Source organism: Salimicrobium humidisoli (genome assembly GCF_002295105.1).
GTDB lineage: Bacteria > Bacillota > Bacilli > Bacillales > Halobacillaceae > Salimicrobium > Salimicrobium humidisoli.
The window spans coordinates 25,227-41,129 of sequence record NZ_NSGH01000001.1 but is presented as its reverse complement, the minus strand read 5'-3'; the positions used below and the strand labels follow the sequence as shown (position 1 = coordinate 41,129).

The window sequence follows — 15,903 nt, the reverse complement described above, 5'->3', positions numbered from 1 at the left end:
CGTAAGAATTTCAGGAGTAAACACGATCTCTCTTCCTTCTTTAAAGAAGTATATTTTTGCGGGCGTTTCCTGATAACCTGTGTCTGCAAGCATATCGTCGTTAAGTGTTTTAAAAAATGATATATTATTCATTTTCCGTTCTCTCCAAAGTTGTGGCTTTATTAATTGAAATCTTCATCTGTATTAGTGGATCATCATTTTCCACGAGGATTTTCCCATGGACTTCATCCTTACTTTCTGGTAAATCGAGAACTTCCCCGTAGGATCTCCCGAATTCTTCCGTAACAATTGGTTCAACTCCCACATCCTCTTCCAGAGTAATTTGTTTTACAGAGAAAGGGAAGCGGGTTTCTATATCTTTTTCCCACTTATCGGCACGTACAGTTCCCTGCTCCGAAAGTGCCGATATCTCAAGCATAGCCGCATTATTTCCGGAAGATTTAATGGAAAAAGATATTTCCGTTTCGTTTATTGAATGAATATTTATATCCTGAATTTTGTAAGAGAAATCTTTTCTGCCGCCAAAAGAGGTCCCTCCCCCGGTTTTACCTCCGGCCTTACCGCTGCTCTTGCCATATCCCCGCGGGGGCAGAATGGCCTGACCGACTATATTACTAAGCTGGGCATCCCGTTGAGTGTCAGTTGGCTTATCTTTACGTCCTATTTTATTGTTTATTCGTTTAGTAAGTGTTTTCTGTATTCTGTCCACCAGGTTTAACCGGTGTCCCCTATAGGGGGCGTCTGCCCAAGACCGGTGGTCGGCTTTTTCGGTGCTCCTTAAGTAAGCTTCAACGTTAGGAGTCCATTCTCTGAAGTGAACGTCAGTTATTTCATTGGTAGAATTCGGAACGAAAATACCTATCAGGTAATGGTGTTCATCCTGAGTGTTGACTTTATTTACCCACCCGCCGGAAGTATTATAACTTACTATCATGCCCGGCATCCGTGTATGACTGATAATGGGATAATTTTCATTTTCTCCGTAGTTCACTATATCAAAATATCGATAAGGAGAAGGAAGGTTATCGGGAGGTGCCATTCTCAGTTTGTCCTCGTGTACGATCGCGAATGAAAGTTTCCCGGCTTCCGATTCTTTTAATATACCCCGGGTGTTTATATCTTCCACGTAATATTCAATTTCCTGAAGCTTTTCTTTATGGCCGTCTTCATCTACGGTTAGATTGTATAAATTTTGCATCAAAAGAAAAACCGGTTCCATTTTCTCTCTTGTTACGAAATCATTATTAACTGCGCACTCCAGCCTCCCTCCATAGGGATAATAAGTGTTATTCAGTCGCGGGGCATACCATCTTTGCACAGCTATTTTTAAGTACTTTTCAATGGAACTTTCCCAAGGGAGCTGTTGTCTGTCTCCGTTTTCGCCAAGTAAATTCTTTTCCTGAATAAATGGGAGAATTACAGTAGTCCCTGTCTCTTCATTTTTATATGGTTCAATATTGAATGACTGCAAAATAAGATCGATCTCATTTTCCTCAGTAATCGGTACTGTTTTGTCTCCTTCACTTCTCCCCCACCAGGCTATGCCCCGTTTTAATTTATGGTCGGAAGAATACGGAATAAACGTTTCTTCTTCTATTTTTTCCTCATTTTCGATAAGACATGCAGCAAGACGGGATTCATAAGTGTTATCTTCTTTCAGGATTCTGGAATAGTATATAACCAGTCCGATCCCTGCTCTGAAATAAACTGTTTTACCCAAACCCCAGGAACCTCCGGCACCTTCTTTTTCCTGGGGGCGTCCTATTTCATATATTAAATTAAGCAGGTTACCCTGATCATCCCTGCTCTCCATTTCTTCATAACTTAACGGCCCCGTTAAACCTTCAGTATTGGAATCGCTTATAGTCAGAGCTTTCTGTTTGGTCTCCGTAAAAAAATTCCCAATGGTGTCCTGCAGCCCTTCAAAATACTGAAGAACTTCGTTCTTATTAAAAGTTTTGAGGTTGAGGTCCACCTGGACGTTCGAGAACCCTTCCCTTTTGGCATCAAGACTGTTTTGGAGAGCTTCTCTCACCAGCAGGTCAAGAGCAGGAAGCTCTTCGTTCTGAATTGATCGTAACAGTGAACTTCCCCTCTGACCCATTCTCTCCACTTCAGCAATATCAATACTGAGTTCTGTCAAATTAATCACTCCTCGGTTTCAAAATTTTCCTGCGCAGGATCGATTTTAATCTGCAGGGCTTTTGCTTTAGATCCTTTTCTCTGATCTCCCGGGATATATATACAAATCCCGACCGGGTCCACGGGCAGATTCAGATTACTTCTGTTTGATGTTTCCTGCCCGGCCCGTGGTTTCGAATCTTTATCGATACGGTAAATTAACAATTGAGGAGTATTTCCCAGTGAATACTTTTCCCGGAGCCTGCTTACTTCGCTATTTTTCAGTCTGGAAGTGGCTTTAGATTCATGTTTAAATTCTTCGAAATGCTTTTCTGGAATATCCGCAACTAAATCACTAGGAGCCCGTAAAACACCAATATTTTTGAAATTAAGGTTTTCGTACTGCTCTTCCTTGCCAAGAGCAGAGCGGTTTACCATTCCTATGTTGAACCCTGACAAATTCCACACCTTTCTTTTATCGCTTCCGGCTTCCAGGGGATTCCCGGTACCTGAGACCACTACGTTCCATCCGGTGAAGCTGTTGTCTTCCCGGTCAGCTTTCTCAAACCATTCACAAAATTCATTTATCCGATTAAAAACAGTGGAACGCTGGTGAAAGGTCATCCCTTTTGTCAGATATTCCTTTATTATTGAAAAGTCCACCCCTTCATGCACAATGGAATTTTTTAGAATAGACTGATAGGGGGCCGGACATTCTTTTATTAGAGATTCAGTTGCTGCCACGTTCCTTGAAAGAATCGAACTGTCCTCATGATAGTGAATCATCTGGTTGGAAGTACCGGAGAAATCAAGGTCCACAGCCTGAGCACTCTGCATTCTGTTAGCCGCGGTTAACCTCATCCAGCTGACCTTGGGGGTGTTTTTAACCCTTGGTCCATATTCTGCAGGACGTCTTCCTGTTTTTGCGAAATCATCCAGCTCTTCACGCAGTTCCGCCTCCAGGTTAGATAAAAATCGGAATTTTTCCCTGGTGTCAGCTGTCATCCATATACGGGGGAAAACTTCATATCCTTTTCTGAAACCGAACCATCTTCCCATCTGCATAAGAGTGTCGGAAGCATTAGGTCCTCTCAGAAAATACGTGCTGACAAGCCCTTCAATAGTAAGCCCTCTGGAAAGAGTGCTTCCGCCGATTATAATGAAAGCAGGGGCTTTATCCGGGTAATTCCTGCTTCGTTTATCAGGATAAGCCAGTCTAATATGAAAGTCATCGTTGATACCGTTTTTTGAACAGTTATCTATGCAGAGATGCATGCCCTCGTGATAATGGAGATCACCATCATCCCCAAGCATAATGTGTGAAACATTTGTTTCAATAATGTTTTTAATCTCTTCCTCTATTTCTTCAAACGGAGGATAATTATTTAAATCTTCTTTTTCGACAGGGTAACCAGGCACACTTTCTTTCAGGGAAGCCGGGGTGAAAGCTGCAGTCTCTTTTTTATAAACTTCCCTGCAGAACTGTATCTGCTCCTCCAGCGGGGTTTCTTTCAGATAATTGTGTATTGCTGCGGCAACACGATCATGGTGCTCCTGTCTCTGGCTGGTGTGAACCAGCATACTGACCGGCTTAATATAATCAATGGAAGGGTGCCTTAAACTGGCCACTGAAATTATGAACCAGGCCAGGGAGTGCTTCATAGAAAGGGGAAGTCGACCGGACTCCCCGGTTTCCAGATTTTTCACTCTTGTCACTTCTTCCTCACTGATTCCCCGTACAACGTTCATTCCTTCAAACCCTTCTTCTTCCATACCGAAGATTTCTTTAGGGCCAAAATATTCTTTTGCTGTAGGAAGAGCACCTATAAAATCTTTCGGGTACAGCGATTCGGGGGCTGATTCATTCAAAAAGTTTGAGTAGGGGGTAGCCGTATAACTTATATAGTTGGTGGAACTTGGCTGGACCTTCCTCTCATTGCCTTCCACCAGATTCACTACCAGCTGATTAATTTTTGCCCGTTCATCGGAATCAATGTTTTTTGTATTAATGCTTGCCTGGTCCGCTTCATCATCAATTACAATCATGTTCATTTTCTTCAACTTATTTTCGTCTTCCTTCAGCCACTGGTTCAGGTTTTTAAGTCTGCCCTGATTCTTCAGACTGACTGTGAAATATCTCTGGGTGTCCCTTTTATTCAGATGCAAAGATTGCAGCCTTTCATTTTCCGGTGAATTCCTTGAAGGTTTGTTTATAATATTCCATTTAAGATTACCGGAATGATTCAGATCCTCCCAGAGCCTTTTCTCCGTTTGAGAACGGAGGTTTTCAATCATTCCTGAGAGGATGACAAAGTAATTCCATCCCCAGTCCGCAGCCATAGCCATTAACGCAGCCATACTCGCTGTTTTACCCGACTGGACGTGTCCCACCATCAGGCCTTTAACAACCTTCGAAGAAGTCGCCCCGCTATTCAGTTTTCTCAGTATTTGAAGGGTGGAGTCTTCAAGTTTGATTATAGAATCATCCGTGAACCCGTCCTCAATAAGTTTGCGCTTATATAATTGCCAGGAAGAGTTTTCGTGGGCAGGAACAGTGATCTCGTTCTCCTCTCCCTCATCGGAAATAATGATTGTTTCTTCCTCTGAGATTCTGAGCTTTTCCTCTTCCTTCTCTGCTTCTCTTCGTTCTTCGACAATCTGCTGAAAACTCTCCAGAGTGGTATCCTCAGGGAATTCTCCTAAGTCAACCTTCATATCTATAATTTGCTCTAGAGTATACTTTTCTGAATTTTGGAAGAGGATTTCTTCCCAGCTTTTATTATTTTTACGGGCATTTGAAACATAGGCGCGAACGACGTCAAAATTGCTTGCATGAATGTTAGGCATACCGACACCCCTTTTTTACTATTACTGTAATTTTATTAATTATTGCAGGAGATTACAACTAAAGATCATCCCGTTACGTCAATAAATGAAAGCGCTGACAAAAAGTTGCAGCCATAATAATTACTTTTTTGATATCTGCATGGTTTATAAACTTCTCCGGACAGGAAATGGTACAAAAAAGGAGAATCATTATGGCAGATGTAATGTCCAAAGAACAAAGAAAAAACAACATGAAAGCAATTCGTTCAGTTTCCAGGCTGGAAAGCATAGTAACGAGCGAGCTTTGGAGAAAAGGGTATCGCTTTCGGAGAAATACTAAAGATCTTTTTGGCACACCGGATATTTCAATAAAGAAATACCGGATAGTTATTTTCATTGACTCCTGTTTTTTTCATCAGTGTCCTCTACACGGTAACTTACCGAAGACTAATGCAGATTTCTGGAAAAAGAAACTCAATAGAAATGTGGAAAGGGACCGGGAGGTTAATAATTACTATGAGCAGAACAACTGGAACATCCTGAGAATATGGGAGCATGAAGTTAAAGAAAATCTGGATAATACAATTGATAAAATAGCCGCCTTTATAGATAGGCGTAAGTGAACCTCTAACACTGCTGCCTATTCCGTCCCGTACATTTCCTGCGTGAATCTTATGAACTGATCGAGAGACCAAAGTTGTGATTGATATTCCCTGGGGTAACGTTTGTGATAAGGTTTGGGCACTACCAGTTCCAAATTAGCCCTGTTCATTTCGTCAAGTTGATTTTTGGATATCCCCTGCTGAAGAGTAATGAGATGTTTTCCCTTAACCCTGTCCCCTTCGGAAAGTACCTGACGCCACCGGTCTTTACAGGTGGTCTTGGCACCCAGTATTATAAGTTTCTCATCTTCATACATGGGGTCTTTATAGGCCTTGGAAGAAGGGAACAGAAAATCAGGCTTTTTATTTCCTTCCGTTATCCCGGGATTATCAAAGGGAAGATTGAAGCGATTAAAAATGTAGTTTACATGGTGTTCAAAACTTCTCCCGGCTCTGCTTTTACGCCGATTAAGTGCACTATTGGCAAAATCGATAAGTGGCTGCATATCCTCAAACGGTTTTGTTAATTTCTCTCTATACACCTTTTTCTCTATCTCCCTAAAAACTTTATATTCCGTATCGATCCAGTTAATAATATTCTGATCGGGATTAATTTTGCCCGGCTCGTAATAATCAAACCAGGTGTTTCTTGAAAGTTCAGCCAGTACAGACGTCTCGGGAAAAGCTTCATAATCTGAAATTTTTTCATGAATTATTTCTTCAAAAGAAAGCGGACCTCCTCCAATGTTTTCACTTTTGTAGTACACAGAATTATGTAGAAGAGATATAGAGAATGTGTTTCTAAAATCTTCAATTTCTTCCTCAGTGTTAAAAATATAAGTCCGATACTCTCCTTCTCCTTCAGGTATGAACACGATCAGTGCTCCTACCAGTTCCTGTTCTTCTATGTCAGTGTTACTCCAGAATCTGGTAATTCGGAATTCTTTTTTTGATGTATAATAGACCACTCTGCTTACAAAGGAATAGTGGTTTTCCATATGGATCTTTACTTCGCGCTCCGCTTTACCGGTTGCGGGAATCTCTGCATCAAAGAACATCCCCCATGAGTGAATGTTCAAGTATATGCCGCTTTGATGTGACCCGTTAGCACCGACATCATTTGCTGATAAAAATTTACAGAAAAAACGCCCCTGATTCTGGGACGCTTTTATAGCTTTTTGAAGAGTTTCCGGTTTACTTTGCCACACGTTCTCCACGCTCCTCTTCCATCGGTTTTTCTATTGGAGCATTGCGTTCAATAGCGTAAATCATATTCCGGGCGATCCTTTCTACAACAGGTACGGCTACGCTGTTTCCAAACTGTTTATATGCTGCAGTGTCACTGACCGGTATTTTGAAGTCTTCCGGAAAGCCCTGTAAACGGGCGCATTCCCTCGGAGTGAGTCTCCTGGGATTTTTATTTTCTCCCTGGGGAATCAGTATCTCGCTGCCATCTTTATGATACCGGGCGGACAGGGTCCTTGTATGGGAGCTAAAATCAGCGAGGCCATAACCAAAACCGTTACCTTTCTTTGAATGTTTCTCCTTATAACTTTTCAAATAACTCCACAACTTATCGGATAAAGTATATTTATCATCTACCGTTTCTTCCAAAATGTCTCCTAGGGCAGGACCGCTCTCGGGTATGGAAGGGTATTCAAACTTTACAGGATCTTTAAAACCGACTATATAAATTCTTTCTCTATTTTGCGGCACCAGACCTTTAGCATTTATAATCTTATCGTAAACTGTATAACCCAGCTCTTCCTCCAAAACTTTTTTTATTACTTTATATGTTCTGCCTTTATCATGGCTTCTGAGATTTTTAACATTTTCCAATAGAAAAGCCTGCGGCTGTTTTTCTTTTATGATCCTGGCAATATCAAAAAATAAAGTTCCCTGGGTTTCATCAAGGAAACCGTGTTTTTTACCCAGGCTTGTCTTCTTGCTCACTCCTGCCAGAGAAAAAGGCTGACATGGAAATCCGGCAAGCAGAATTTCATGATCCGGGACTGCCCCGGCCTCTACCTCACGAATATCTCCTGCGGGTTTTTCCCAGAAGTTAGCCTCGTAAGTTTCTTTAGCCTTATTATCCCATTCACAACTGAACACACACTCTCCATACGGTTCGAAAGCCAGCCTTATTCCTCCGATGCCCGCAAAGAGATCTATATACCTGTATAACATTAAGGTTCACTCACCCTTCGGCTACTGCTAATATAATATATTATAACAAATAACATCTGTATAAATGTGAAAGACGAATTACAAAGTCAAATTTTTGAACAGAAAGGAAGGGACATCGTGAAAAAAGCATTAATATATTATCGCTCCCCAAAAGATCAAAGCAACGAGCAGGTAATTAAATATATTGAAGATAGTCTCCCCTCTCTGGAAAAAAATTTTTCTATACAAGGAATCTATATTGACGACAGTGATTCGAGAGAAGAATTTGAAAATTTGATTCAATTGGATTTAAGCTTTTTGGATATACTTATTTTGAACCGGCATCTCAGCGACGAATTCGATGAAATTTTATTGAAGGAGATATCAAGGAGAGAGAGCTTTAAGATAGTATATCTATCAGAATTTGAGGTGTAATAAAAGTTCCTTCTATGATGAATAGAAATTTTTCTGTCCCGGTTACATGAATTTGTTTGGGTTTGAAAATCATTTCAGCTTTTCTTTTCGCGACCCCCTCTAATTGCGGAAGATATCTTTCACGATTAAAAAGACCTTCCGCATCATGTTTAGCGGAAGGTCTTTCTATGTTATTTCATCTGTGTGCGACCACTCTCAAGAGTATTCATGATCATCTTGCCGACTTCGTGGTTATCGTGAAGACCACTGAAGGCATCGGACTGCGGCCCGTATCCGTACACGTTCACGTCTTCCCCGGTGTGACCGTCCGTCGTCCATCCGGTACCGGAGCGGAGGTCAAAAATCTTTTCGATTGCGTCATCGATCTCCTCCGTTTCCCCATCAGCCGCTTCTTCTACGGATTCAATTTCCTCCTCCGTAAAGGAAAGGTCCACGTACTTGTTCAGCGTCTCTTCTGCATCGGCACCATCCGCAATGGCCGAGGCCATGAAGTCCGGCGTCCGTTTCGCCGCTTTCAGCGGTTCCGGATCCCATTTATATTCGCCGTCCCGGCCCATCGTCATGCCTCCGGTCGAATGGTCGGCTGTCGTTACGACGAGCGTGTGCTTATCCTTTTTGGCATACGCAATCGCTTCTTCGAACGCTTTTTCGAAGTCTTCCATCTCGCTCATCGCAGCCACCACGTCGTTGTCGTGTCCGGCCCAGTCAATCTGACTGCCTTCCACCATCAGGAAGAAACCGTCTTTCTCTTTACTGAGTCTGTCGAGGGCACTCGACGTCATCTCCTCGAGAGAAGGGGTGTCCTCGTCCCGGTCAATCATTTTATCCATTCCTTCGGGAGCGAACAGACCGAGAACCTGCTCGTTATTATCGGACATCATCTCGTCACGGGAGGTTACATAGCTGTAGCCGTCGTCCTGGAATTTCTGTGCCAGATCACGATCTTCCCGCTCAAAGTAGTCCGTTCCTCCACCTAAAAGGACGTCCACTTTGTGCTCCCCGTCAATCATCTCATCATAATAGTCGTCGGCGATTTCATCGTAGTTTTTCCGGGATTCGTTATGGGTTCCGAACGATGCAGGGGTGGCGTGGTTCACGTGGGACGTGGAGACCAGGCCGGTCGATTTCCCTTCCTCCTTCGCGATTTCGAGAGCTGTCTTCACTCTTTCTTTTTCAACGTCCACTCCTATGGCACCGTTATATGTCTTTACTCCAGCAGCCATCGTAGTCGCCGCTGCCGCCGAATCCGTCACGCTTTCTTCCTCATCCCAGGAGTATGTTTCCTGCATACCGATCAGATAGTCATCAAAAGCCGTATCTTCTGTGTAGGGAGAATCCGGTCTGTCCTGGAAATAACGGTAGGCGGACGTATACTGCGACCCCATCCCGTCCCCGATCAGAAAGATGACGTTTTTGATTTTAGCATTCGATTTACCCCCCGGATCTGCCTGAGCCGGATCCTCTGTAGAAGTCGCAAGAGCGAAACCGCCCAGGGCTAACCCCGATACCAGCACAAGCGGAGCCAGTTTCTTCACAATCGATTTGTAGAGCACTTCCATTCCTCCCCATCCTTATTAACGAGTCATCCGGAATGATACAGGTACAATGTAATAGGCGGTTGAAGCTGCTGTTAAGAAAACGTAAAACTTTTTGAAATCGCATTCATAAACTTTCAAAAAAATTGAGTCTCGTTCCGGAGACCGGCTACCATTAGCGTAAAGTGAGCGATTACGTCTGTCAAGTTATTATTCTGATTGTTCAGACAACTGTACAGGGTAAAATTACGGCACGGGGACACCTTATAATAGAAAGATGCCCCCGCGCCCGATTCAATATATTCTATTATCGCAGCGAATCCGTAATTTCCGCGGTCGCTTTCAGCAGCTGCGGTATATACTCCTGCATCGTTTCCCTGTTCCACCGGAAAGAAGGACCCGAAATCGACATAGCTCCGATGACCCGCTCCTTGTGGTCCAGGACCGGAGCCGATAAGGCGGATACGTTCGCACTGATTTCCCCTTCATTCGTGGCGAATCCGTCTCTTGCGGTCTGTTCGAGCTTATATACAAGATCCTCCCGCTCTTCTTCGGGAAGCGTTTGTATTATTTTTTCCTGAATGTCTTTCGGCTCGAATGCAAGGATGGCCCGGCCGCTTGCTCCCTTATACACCGGGAGCCGTTTGCCGACGCCGACGGATCTGCGGATTTCTTCCTGACTTTCGTGTTCAATGGTACAGACCCGGTACTGCCCGGCCGGGACATAGAAGCCGACCGTCTCTTTCGTCGCATCCCTTAATTCCGTCAGCCACGGGTCGATGACGGGAGCGAGCGGCATATCCGCCAGCAGTTTATTCGCATAGCTCAAAAATGCGGACCCGAGGGAATACAATTTCGATTTGGAATCCTGGATGACGAGCCCTTCCGATTTCAACGTCTGCAGCAGGCGGTGGACGACGGTCTGGGAATAGCCCAGCTGCTCACTGATGTCACTGATACTCTGAGGTCCTCTTGATTCCGATAACACGTTGATGATATGGATCGCTCTGAGCACTGTCGTAGAATGTGCCGGTTTTGTCGTCATATACTCACCTTCTTCCGTTAAATGAATAGTACTCACGACAAGGGAACACCCTTATCGTGAGTCACTCTTACTTCGTCTTGATATATTTCGTTTTCGTTTTCGTGAAGAAGTCCATACCCTCACGGCCCAGCTCCTTGAATGATCCGGAACCGGATTGCTTGTACCCGCCGAACGGTGCCTGGAAGAACGTGCCCGTCGTCGGCATGTTCGCTTTGACGAGCCCGGCTTCGATTTCATTGAGGGCTCTCGTCATGCTGTTGGAGTCGTTCGTGCAGACGGAAGCCGTCAGACCGAAGTCCGTGTCATTGGCAATCTCGATGGCTTCATCCAGGTCCGACGCTTTCATAACCGAGATGACCGGACCGAACTCTTCCTCGTGCGCAATCCTCATCTCTCTCGTTACTCCGGCGAGGAGAGTCGGCTGTACGAAATGTCCGTGCTCGTATTCCTCACCGGACGGAGCACTTCCTCCGACGAGCAGCTCGGCACCTTCCTCGACGGCGCTGTTGATCAGCTCAAGCGTGGACTGCTTCTCCGAGTCGCTTACCTGAGGTCCCATGTGCACCTGTTCATCCAGGCCGCTTCCGAGTTTGAATTTCTCCACTTCCGCTTTAACCTTCTGTACAAATTCATCGTAGACCGCCTCTTCGACGATCACTCTGCCTGTAGCCGTACACGCCTGACCCGTCTGGCCGAGACTTCCTTTCACAGCTACATCCACTGCCTCGTCAAGGTCCGCGTCGCTCAGTACGAGGAGCGGGTTCTTTCCGCCCATTTCCATGTGGACACGTTTCATGTGCTTGTTGGCCTGTTCGTAGATTTTCTTTCCTACCGGGTTGGACCCTGTGAAGGATACCGCGTCCACGGACGGATGGTCAATCATATGGCTTACGAGCCTGCCGGGTCCGATCACCTGGTTGACGACCCCTGCAGGGAACCCGGACGCTTCTATCATTTCCATGAACATCTTCCCGAGAAGTGGTGTCTCCGAGGACGTTTTCAATACGACCGTGTTCCCTGCGGCGACAGCCGGGGCGATCTTCCACGTCGGAATCGAAAGCGGGAAGTTCCACGGTGTTACGATAAGTGCGACGCCGAGCGGTTCCGGTACTGTCTGGATCTGGATGTTCTCCATATCGGCAGGGATGACTTTACCGGTGATTCTCCGTCCTTCCGCTGCATAAAAGTCGGCGATGCCGGCTGCGAACAGCACTTCTTTTTTCGCTTCGTTATACGTCTTGCCCATCTCCTGGACGATGGCGCGGGTGAGATCTTCCTGACGCTCGCGCATCTGTTCTGCAAGCTTGTTCAAATATCCGCCCCTGGCCGGAGCCGGCGTGTTCTTCCAGGAAGCTTCTGCCCCGGCAGCCGCTTCGATAGCTGCATCCGCATCACTCTCATTGGACTGCCTGACGATGGCGAGCACTTCTCTTGTGTCCGCCGGATTGGTATCTTCGAACGTGTCGTCGCTGCTCGGTGTGACCCATTGTCCTCCGATGTAGTTCTGCAGTTCCTGTGTTTTTGTAAGTGCCATATTATATATCCTCCTTCGGTATTACCTGGCCTGATCGCCCGTTCCGAATAGTCTCGAACGCTCCGACGATTCCACCAGTACGTTTTTCGCTTCTTCACTCAGTATCTTCCACTGTCCTTCGTCTACGAGAGCCCCTTCTCTCCGGGACTCGTTCCACACGTGCTCGTGCTCTTCATAGGATATGAGCCGGTCGAACGTTTCGTTATCAAGAATGCTGTTCACCGCTTTTTTCAAATCTTTCCTTTCCGTCGTCGCCTGCAGAATATAGTCATAGGACTCCTCCGTAATGTGATGACAGGCCGGCAGGGAGTCGTGGACCGCCTCCCCGCTCATGACGATCGGATGGGCGTCTCCCGGGAACGCGAAAGCCCACCAGGATTCCCCTCCCTCTTTCCAGTGAACGAGCCCCCCTTTGCCCCGCTTGGCTATCCGGACGGCTTCATAACAGAGAAGGGCCGTCGGTCTCGAGGAGCGGATCACCCCGTGCACCGTCTGCGGACGGTAACTTATCTGAGACTCGACAAGGTCGAGGGAGATCTTGGCGAGTACGTAATCCGGAAATCCCGCCCCCTCCACTTCTATAAGTTCTTCCGTCACATCCCTGTAGTCGATCTGGTGGATCTCCCGCGCTTTCAGCCTGTCGATGTCCTCACACAGTACTTTCATCCCGCCGTACCCGACACATTCGGACCAGGTGATCAGCTCCGCACAGTCTTCCCGGCACCCGTCCGGCAGTCCGCATGAATCGAGCACCTTCCGGCATAAATCAAACAGTTCCTGAAATGTTACTCTCATACTTACATCTCCTTTTGGCGGCGGAAACTTTCGTCGAAGAAACGATACCAGTTCCCGCCCATCACGGATGCTACATCTTCGCGGCTCACCCCTCTGTCCAGTAAAGCGTCGGATATATTCGGGAAGTCGGCCGGTCCCTTGAACCAGGACGGCCACGTCGGCCAGGACGGGTTACTTTTCGATCCTGCGCCGTAGTCCATGTCGTGCGTCCAGCGTCCCATCCTCATCCAGTGGAGAAAATCGTCGGACATGTTCAGGGTCAGATCCGTTCCGATGGCGACGTGCTCGACGCCCATGAAATCGATCGTCTCTACGATCAGATCGACGAACTCATCGATACTCGTTTCCGGTCCGTTGATCAGGTGCGGGTAGGCGCAGAGACCGAGGACGCCTCCATTATCTTTCAGCGCCTGCAGCACCTCACGCGACTTGTTCCTCCGGCTCGGATAAATCCAGTCGGGGTTGGCGTGGGTGATAGCGACCGGCCGCTCGCTGTGACGGATGGCATCGAGTGAGGTCTGTTCGCCGACGTGAGAAAGATCGATCACCATACCCACCCGGTTCATCTCCTCCACGATGAGCTTACCGTACCGCGAAAGACCGGCATCGTTTTCCTCGTAGCAGCTGCTCCCAATCAGGTTCTGGTTGTTGTACGTCAGCTGCATGATCTTGATGCCGAGCTGTTCGAACACTTCCACGAGGCCGAGTTCATCTTCCAGAGCGGAAGTGTTCTGCGTACCGAGAATGATGCCTATCTTTCCTTCATCCTGTGCCTTCCGTATATCCTCTCCCCTTTTCACGGGAAGAACGAGATCGTCATGCTCGCGGAAAAACCGGTACCACTCGGATACTTTGCTCAACGTTTCCCGGGCGTTCTCCCATAGCCCGCAGCAGGCGTGCACGCAGGTGACGCCGCCTTTTTGAAGTTCCAGAAGAAAATCCCTGTCCCAGTTACTCAGCTCCAGACCATCGATTACCATCATCGTTCCCGTTGCCGTTTCTTCTTTTATCAACGTCATGCTTCTTCCTCCAATGCTGGTAGTTTCGGAAACATCCATTCCACCGGTTCGTCGTTTTCCACATCTTCCACTAACGGCGCCCCCTGAAAGAGGGTGATCCGCACCCACCGGTTGGATTTCGGATCGAACCGTTCCCCGCCGAAAAAGGACAGTTTGCATCTCATCAGATAAATAGGAATCATGTCCTTTTGAAGCAGGTTACCGTGGATCTCCGCATAGTCGTGGTTTTCCAGGGACTGGACGCGGCGGATGACGCCTTTGAATTCCGGGTAGCGGAAAATGAATTTCGCCACTTTATCTTCCCGGTTCCACTCCTCCAAAAGCACCGTGACCTTTTGGACGAGCTCGGCGATGTTCATCCTCATCTCGTGTTCATCCCCCGGCTCCTCGCCCCGTACCGCGATGCGCGGTTCTTCTTTTTCTATGGAGCGGTACCAGAAGAAATGTTTCTCGTCCCGCTTTGCGAAATCATACTGGAAGCACCATTCGTACTGATATTTGATAAGAGCCAGCAGCTGACCTATTTTCATCGCAGGATCCAGCTCCATCTCTTCGCTGACGACCGTATAGTTTTCCAGTTCCTCGTTCTTCTCCGGATAGATTTCGATCATCAGGGAGTTCAGAACTTCCTGAGTCTCCGCGGACAGTCCGGGGAGCAGGCTCTCTATGAACGGAACCCACTGCCGCCCTTCCCGGAACGGAAGCTCTTCTTTAAGGAGAACCAGTTCCCGTTCGACCGTTCTCAATTCTTCCGCTATCGTATCCCCGCTTTCAAAAATGCCCGTCTCTTTCACCGGATAGTGAGTGAAGTAGTCGATCGCCGGGCGCAGCCACTCCAGCAGGGAGTCCACCTTCATAAGCGTGATCTCCTCGACTTTGGACCTTGCCAGCGCCAGTTCCCGCAAATACACCCACTGATGAATCAGTTTAGGGTGGAAAATCAGAAAAGGTACCATCCCGAGGCCCGTGGCATTGCCGATACCGAGATAACGTTTGAGACGGCTGTCGAGCGGAGGAGCGTCCGGATTCCGGCTTCTGGCCATATGCTCGACCATATCGAAACTGAACTGCCGCAGCATGAATGCAGCGAACATCTGGGCCCGGAAAGCACCTTCGAAAGGGTGGTCCTCCATCATTTTTTCAAATGGGGCCAGTCCGAACTTCCCGTTCCCGTAAAAAGCGGTCGTCCGCAGAATGTACCCGACTTCGGCAAGCGAATCAGGATCTGGCTGCCGTTCTTTTGTAAGCGCCTTCAAAATATAGTCGAAAATTCGTGAGCTGCGGTTCGCCCTCGACCATACGAGGTCCTGGACCGTCCCTCTTCCCGCTTCCTGTTTCGGAAGTTCCTGCTTCAGGTGCTCAATCTTCTCCTCGGAAAGCTCTCCTTCACATAAAGCGAACGTAATATCCCATTTTTCGGAAATCACCCGGTCGCTGCGCTCATGTTCCTCGAGATCCTGCGAAACCGCTATGAAAGAAAACGTACCGTGAGACGTTTCTATATGATAAACAGCTTCGCCGTGCCCGTCTCCGTTCAAGTTGAACCGGGACTGCTCCACTTTCCAGTTTTCCTTCTTCATGCGTCGCAGAATACTTCGGGAGAAACTCAGACTGGTTATACGGAACGATCCGATCCGTTCCGGACTCATCACTTCCTGGGCCGGCCGGATGGCATCTTCTATTCCGTAGCGCACGCGAGGTTTTGACAAGGTCATAACTTCACCACCTTTTTCTAATATACGAAATTCGATTTCGATATATGAATTAACTCTAGAATAGGAGGTAACTAAAGATACGTCAATAGATATTGTGTTATTTTTCTGAT

Annotated in this window: 12 protein-coding genes; 2 read left to right on the top strand and 10 right to left on the bottom strand. The window is 46.9% G+C overall.

Features of this window, described 5'->3' with window-relative positions:
* Positions 1–124: 124 nt before the first annotated feature.
* Both CKW00_RS00225 and CKW00_RS00220 read right to left on the bottom strand, forming a co-directional pair.
* On the bottom strand, positions 125–2,143 hold the full coding sequence (locus CKW00_RS00225; RefSeq protein ID WP_095820837.1) for a hypothetical protein: 2,019 nt from the start codon (positions 2,141–2,143) through the stop codon (positions 125–127).
* 5 nt (positions 2,144–2,148) lie between these two features.
* Positions 2,149–4,836, bottom strand: coding sequence for a Z1 domain-containing protein (locus CKW00_RS00220; protein ID WP_158221251.1), 2,688 nt, complete (start codon positions 4,834–4,836; stop codon positions 2,149–2,151).
* A 323-nt stretch (positions 4,837–5,159) separates the two neighbouring features.
* Between CKW00_RS00220 and CKW00_RS00215 the strand changes: the two genes are divergently transcribed.
* Positions 5,160–5,570 (top strand): very short patch repair endonuclease, encoded by a 411-nt coding sequence (locus tag CKW00_RS00215; protein ID WP_095820835.1) that lies wholly within the window; start codon positions 5,160–5,162, stop codon positions 5,568–5,570.
* Between the two features lie 17 nt (positions 5,571–5,587).
* Here the strand turns inward: CKW00_RS00215 and CKW00_RS00210 are convergent, their stop codons facing one another.
* Both CKW00_RS00210 and dcm read right to left on the bottom strand, forming a co-directional pair.
* A complete protein-coding gene (locus CKW00_RS00210; protein ID WP_158221250.1) occupies positions 5,588–6,757 on the bottom strand; it encodes a type II restriction endonuclease in 1,170 nt (389 codons plus the stop codon).
* Positions 6,744–7,736 carry a DNA (cytosine-5-)-methyltransferase gene (dcm, locus tag CKW00_RS00205; protein ID WP_095820833.1) on the bottom strand — a complete coding sequence of 331 codons (993 nt, stop codon included), beginning with the start codon at positions 7,734–7,736 and terminating at the stop codon, positions 6,744–6,746. Before dcm ends, CKW00_RS00210 begins: the two co-directional genes overlap by 14 nt.
* 117 nt (positions 7,737–7,853) lie before the next feature.
* On the opposite strand from dcm, the gene CKW00_RS00200 reads away from it, so the two are divergent.
* Positions 7,854–8,150 (top strand): hypothetical protein, encoded by a 297-nt coding sequence (locus tag CKW00_RS00200; RefSeq protein ID WP_095820832.1) that lies wholly within the window; start codon positions 7,854–7,856, stop codon positions 8,148–8,150.
* Positions 8,151–8,320: 170 nt separating this feature from the next.
* Here the strand turns inward: CKW00_RS00200 and CKW00_RS00195 are convergent, their stop codons facing one another.
* The 6 genes from CKW00_RS00195 to CKW00_RS00170 form a co-directional block, all read right to left on the bottom strand.
* Entirely contained in the window at positions 8,321–9,709 is a 1,389-nt protein-coding gene (locus CKW00_RS00195; protein WP_158221249.1) for an alkaline phosphatase, read from the bottom strand.
* A gap of 283 nt (positions 9,710–9,992) precedes the next feature.
* Positions 9,993–10,766, bottom strand: coding sequence for an IclR family transcriptional regulator (locus CKW00_RS00190; RefSeq protein ID WP_008592104.1), 774 nt, complete (start codon positions 10,764–10,766; stop codon positions 9,993–9,995).
* Positions 10,767–10,797: 31 nt separating this feature from the next.
* Entirely contained in the window at positions 10,798–12,264 is a 1,467-nt protein-coding gene (locus CKW00_RS00185) for an aldehyde dehydrogenase family protein (protein ID WP_095820831.1), read from the bottom strand.
* Between the two features lie 21 nt (positions 12,265–12,285).
* On the bottom strand, positions 12,286–13,059 hold the full coding sequence (locus tag CKW00_RS00180) for a hypothetical protein (protein ID WP_008592106.1): 774 nt from the start codon (positions 13,057–13,059) through the stop codon (positions 12,286–12,288).
* A gap of 2 nt (positions 13,060–13,061) precedes the next feature.
* Positions 13,062–14,078 (bottom strand): membrane dipeptidase, encoded by a 1,017-nt coding sequence (locus CKW00_RS00175; RefSeq protein WP_008592107.1) that lies wholly within the window; start codon positions 14,076–14,078, stop codon positions 13,062–13,064.
* On the bottom strand, positions 14,075–15,793 hold the full coding sequence (locus CKW00_RS00170) for a hypothetical protein (RefSeq protein WP_095820830.1): 1,719 nt from the start codon (positions 15,791–15,793) through the stop codon (positions 14,075–14,077). Before CKW00_RS00170 ends, CKW00_RS00175 begins: the two co-directional genes overlap by 4 nt.
* Between the last annotated feature and the right edge of the window lie 110 nt (positions 15,794–15,903).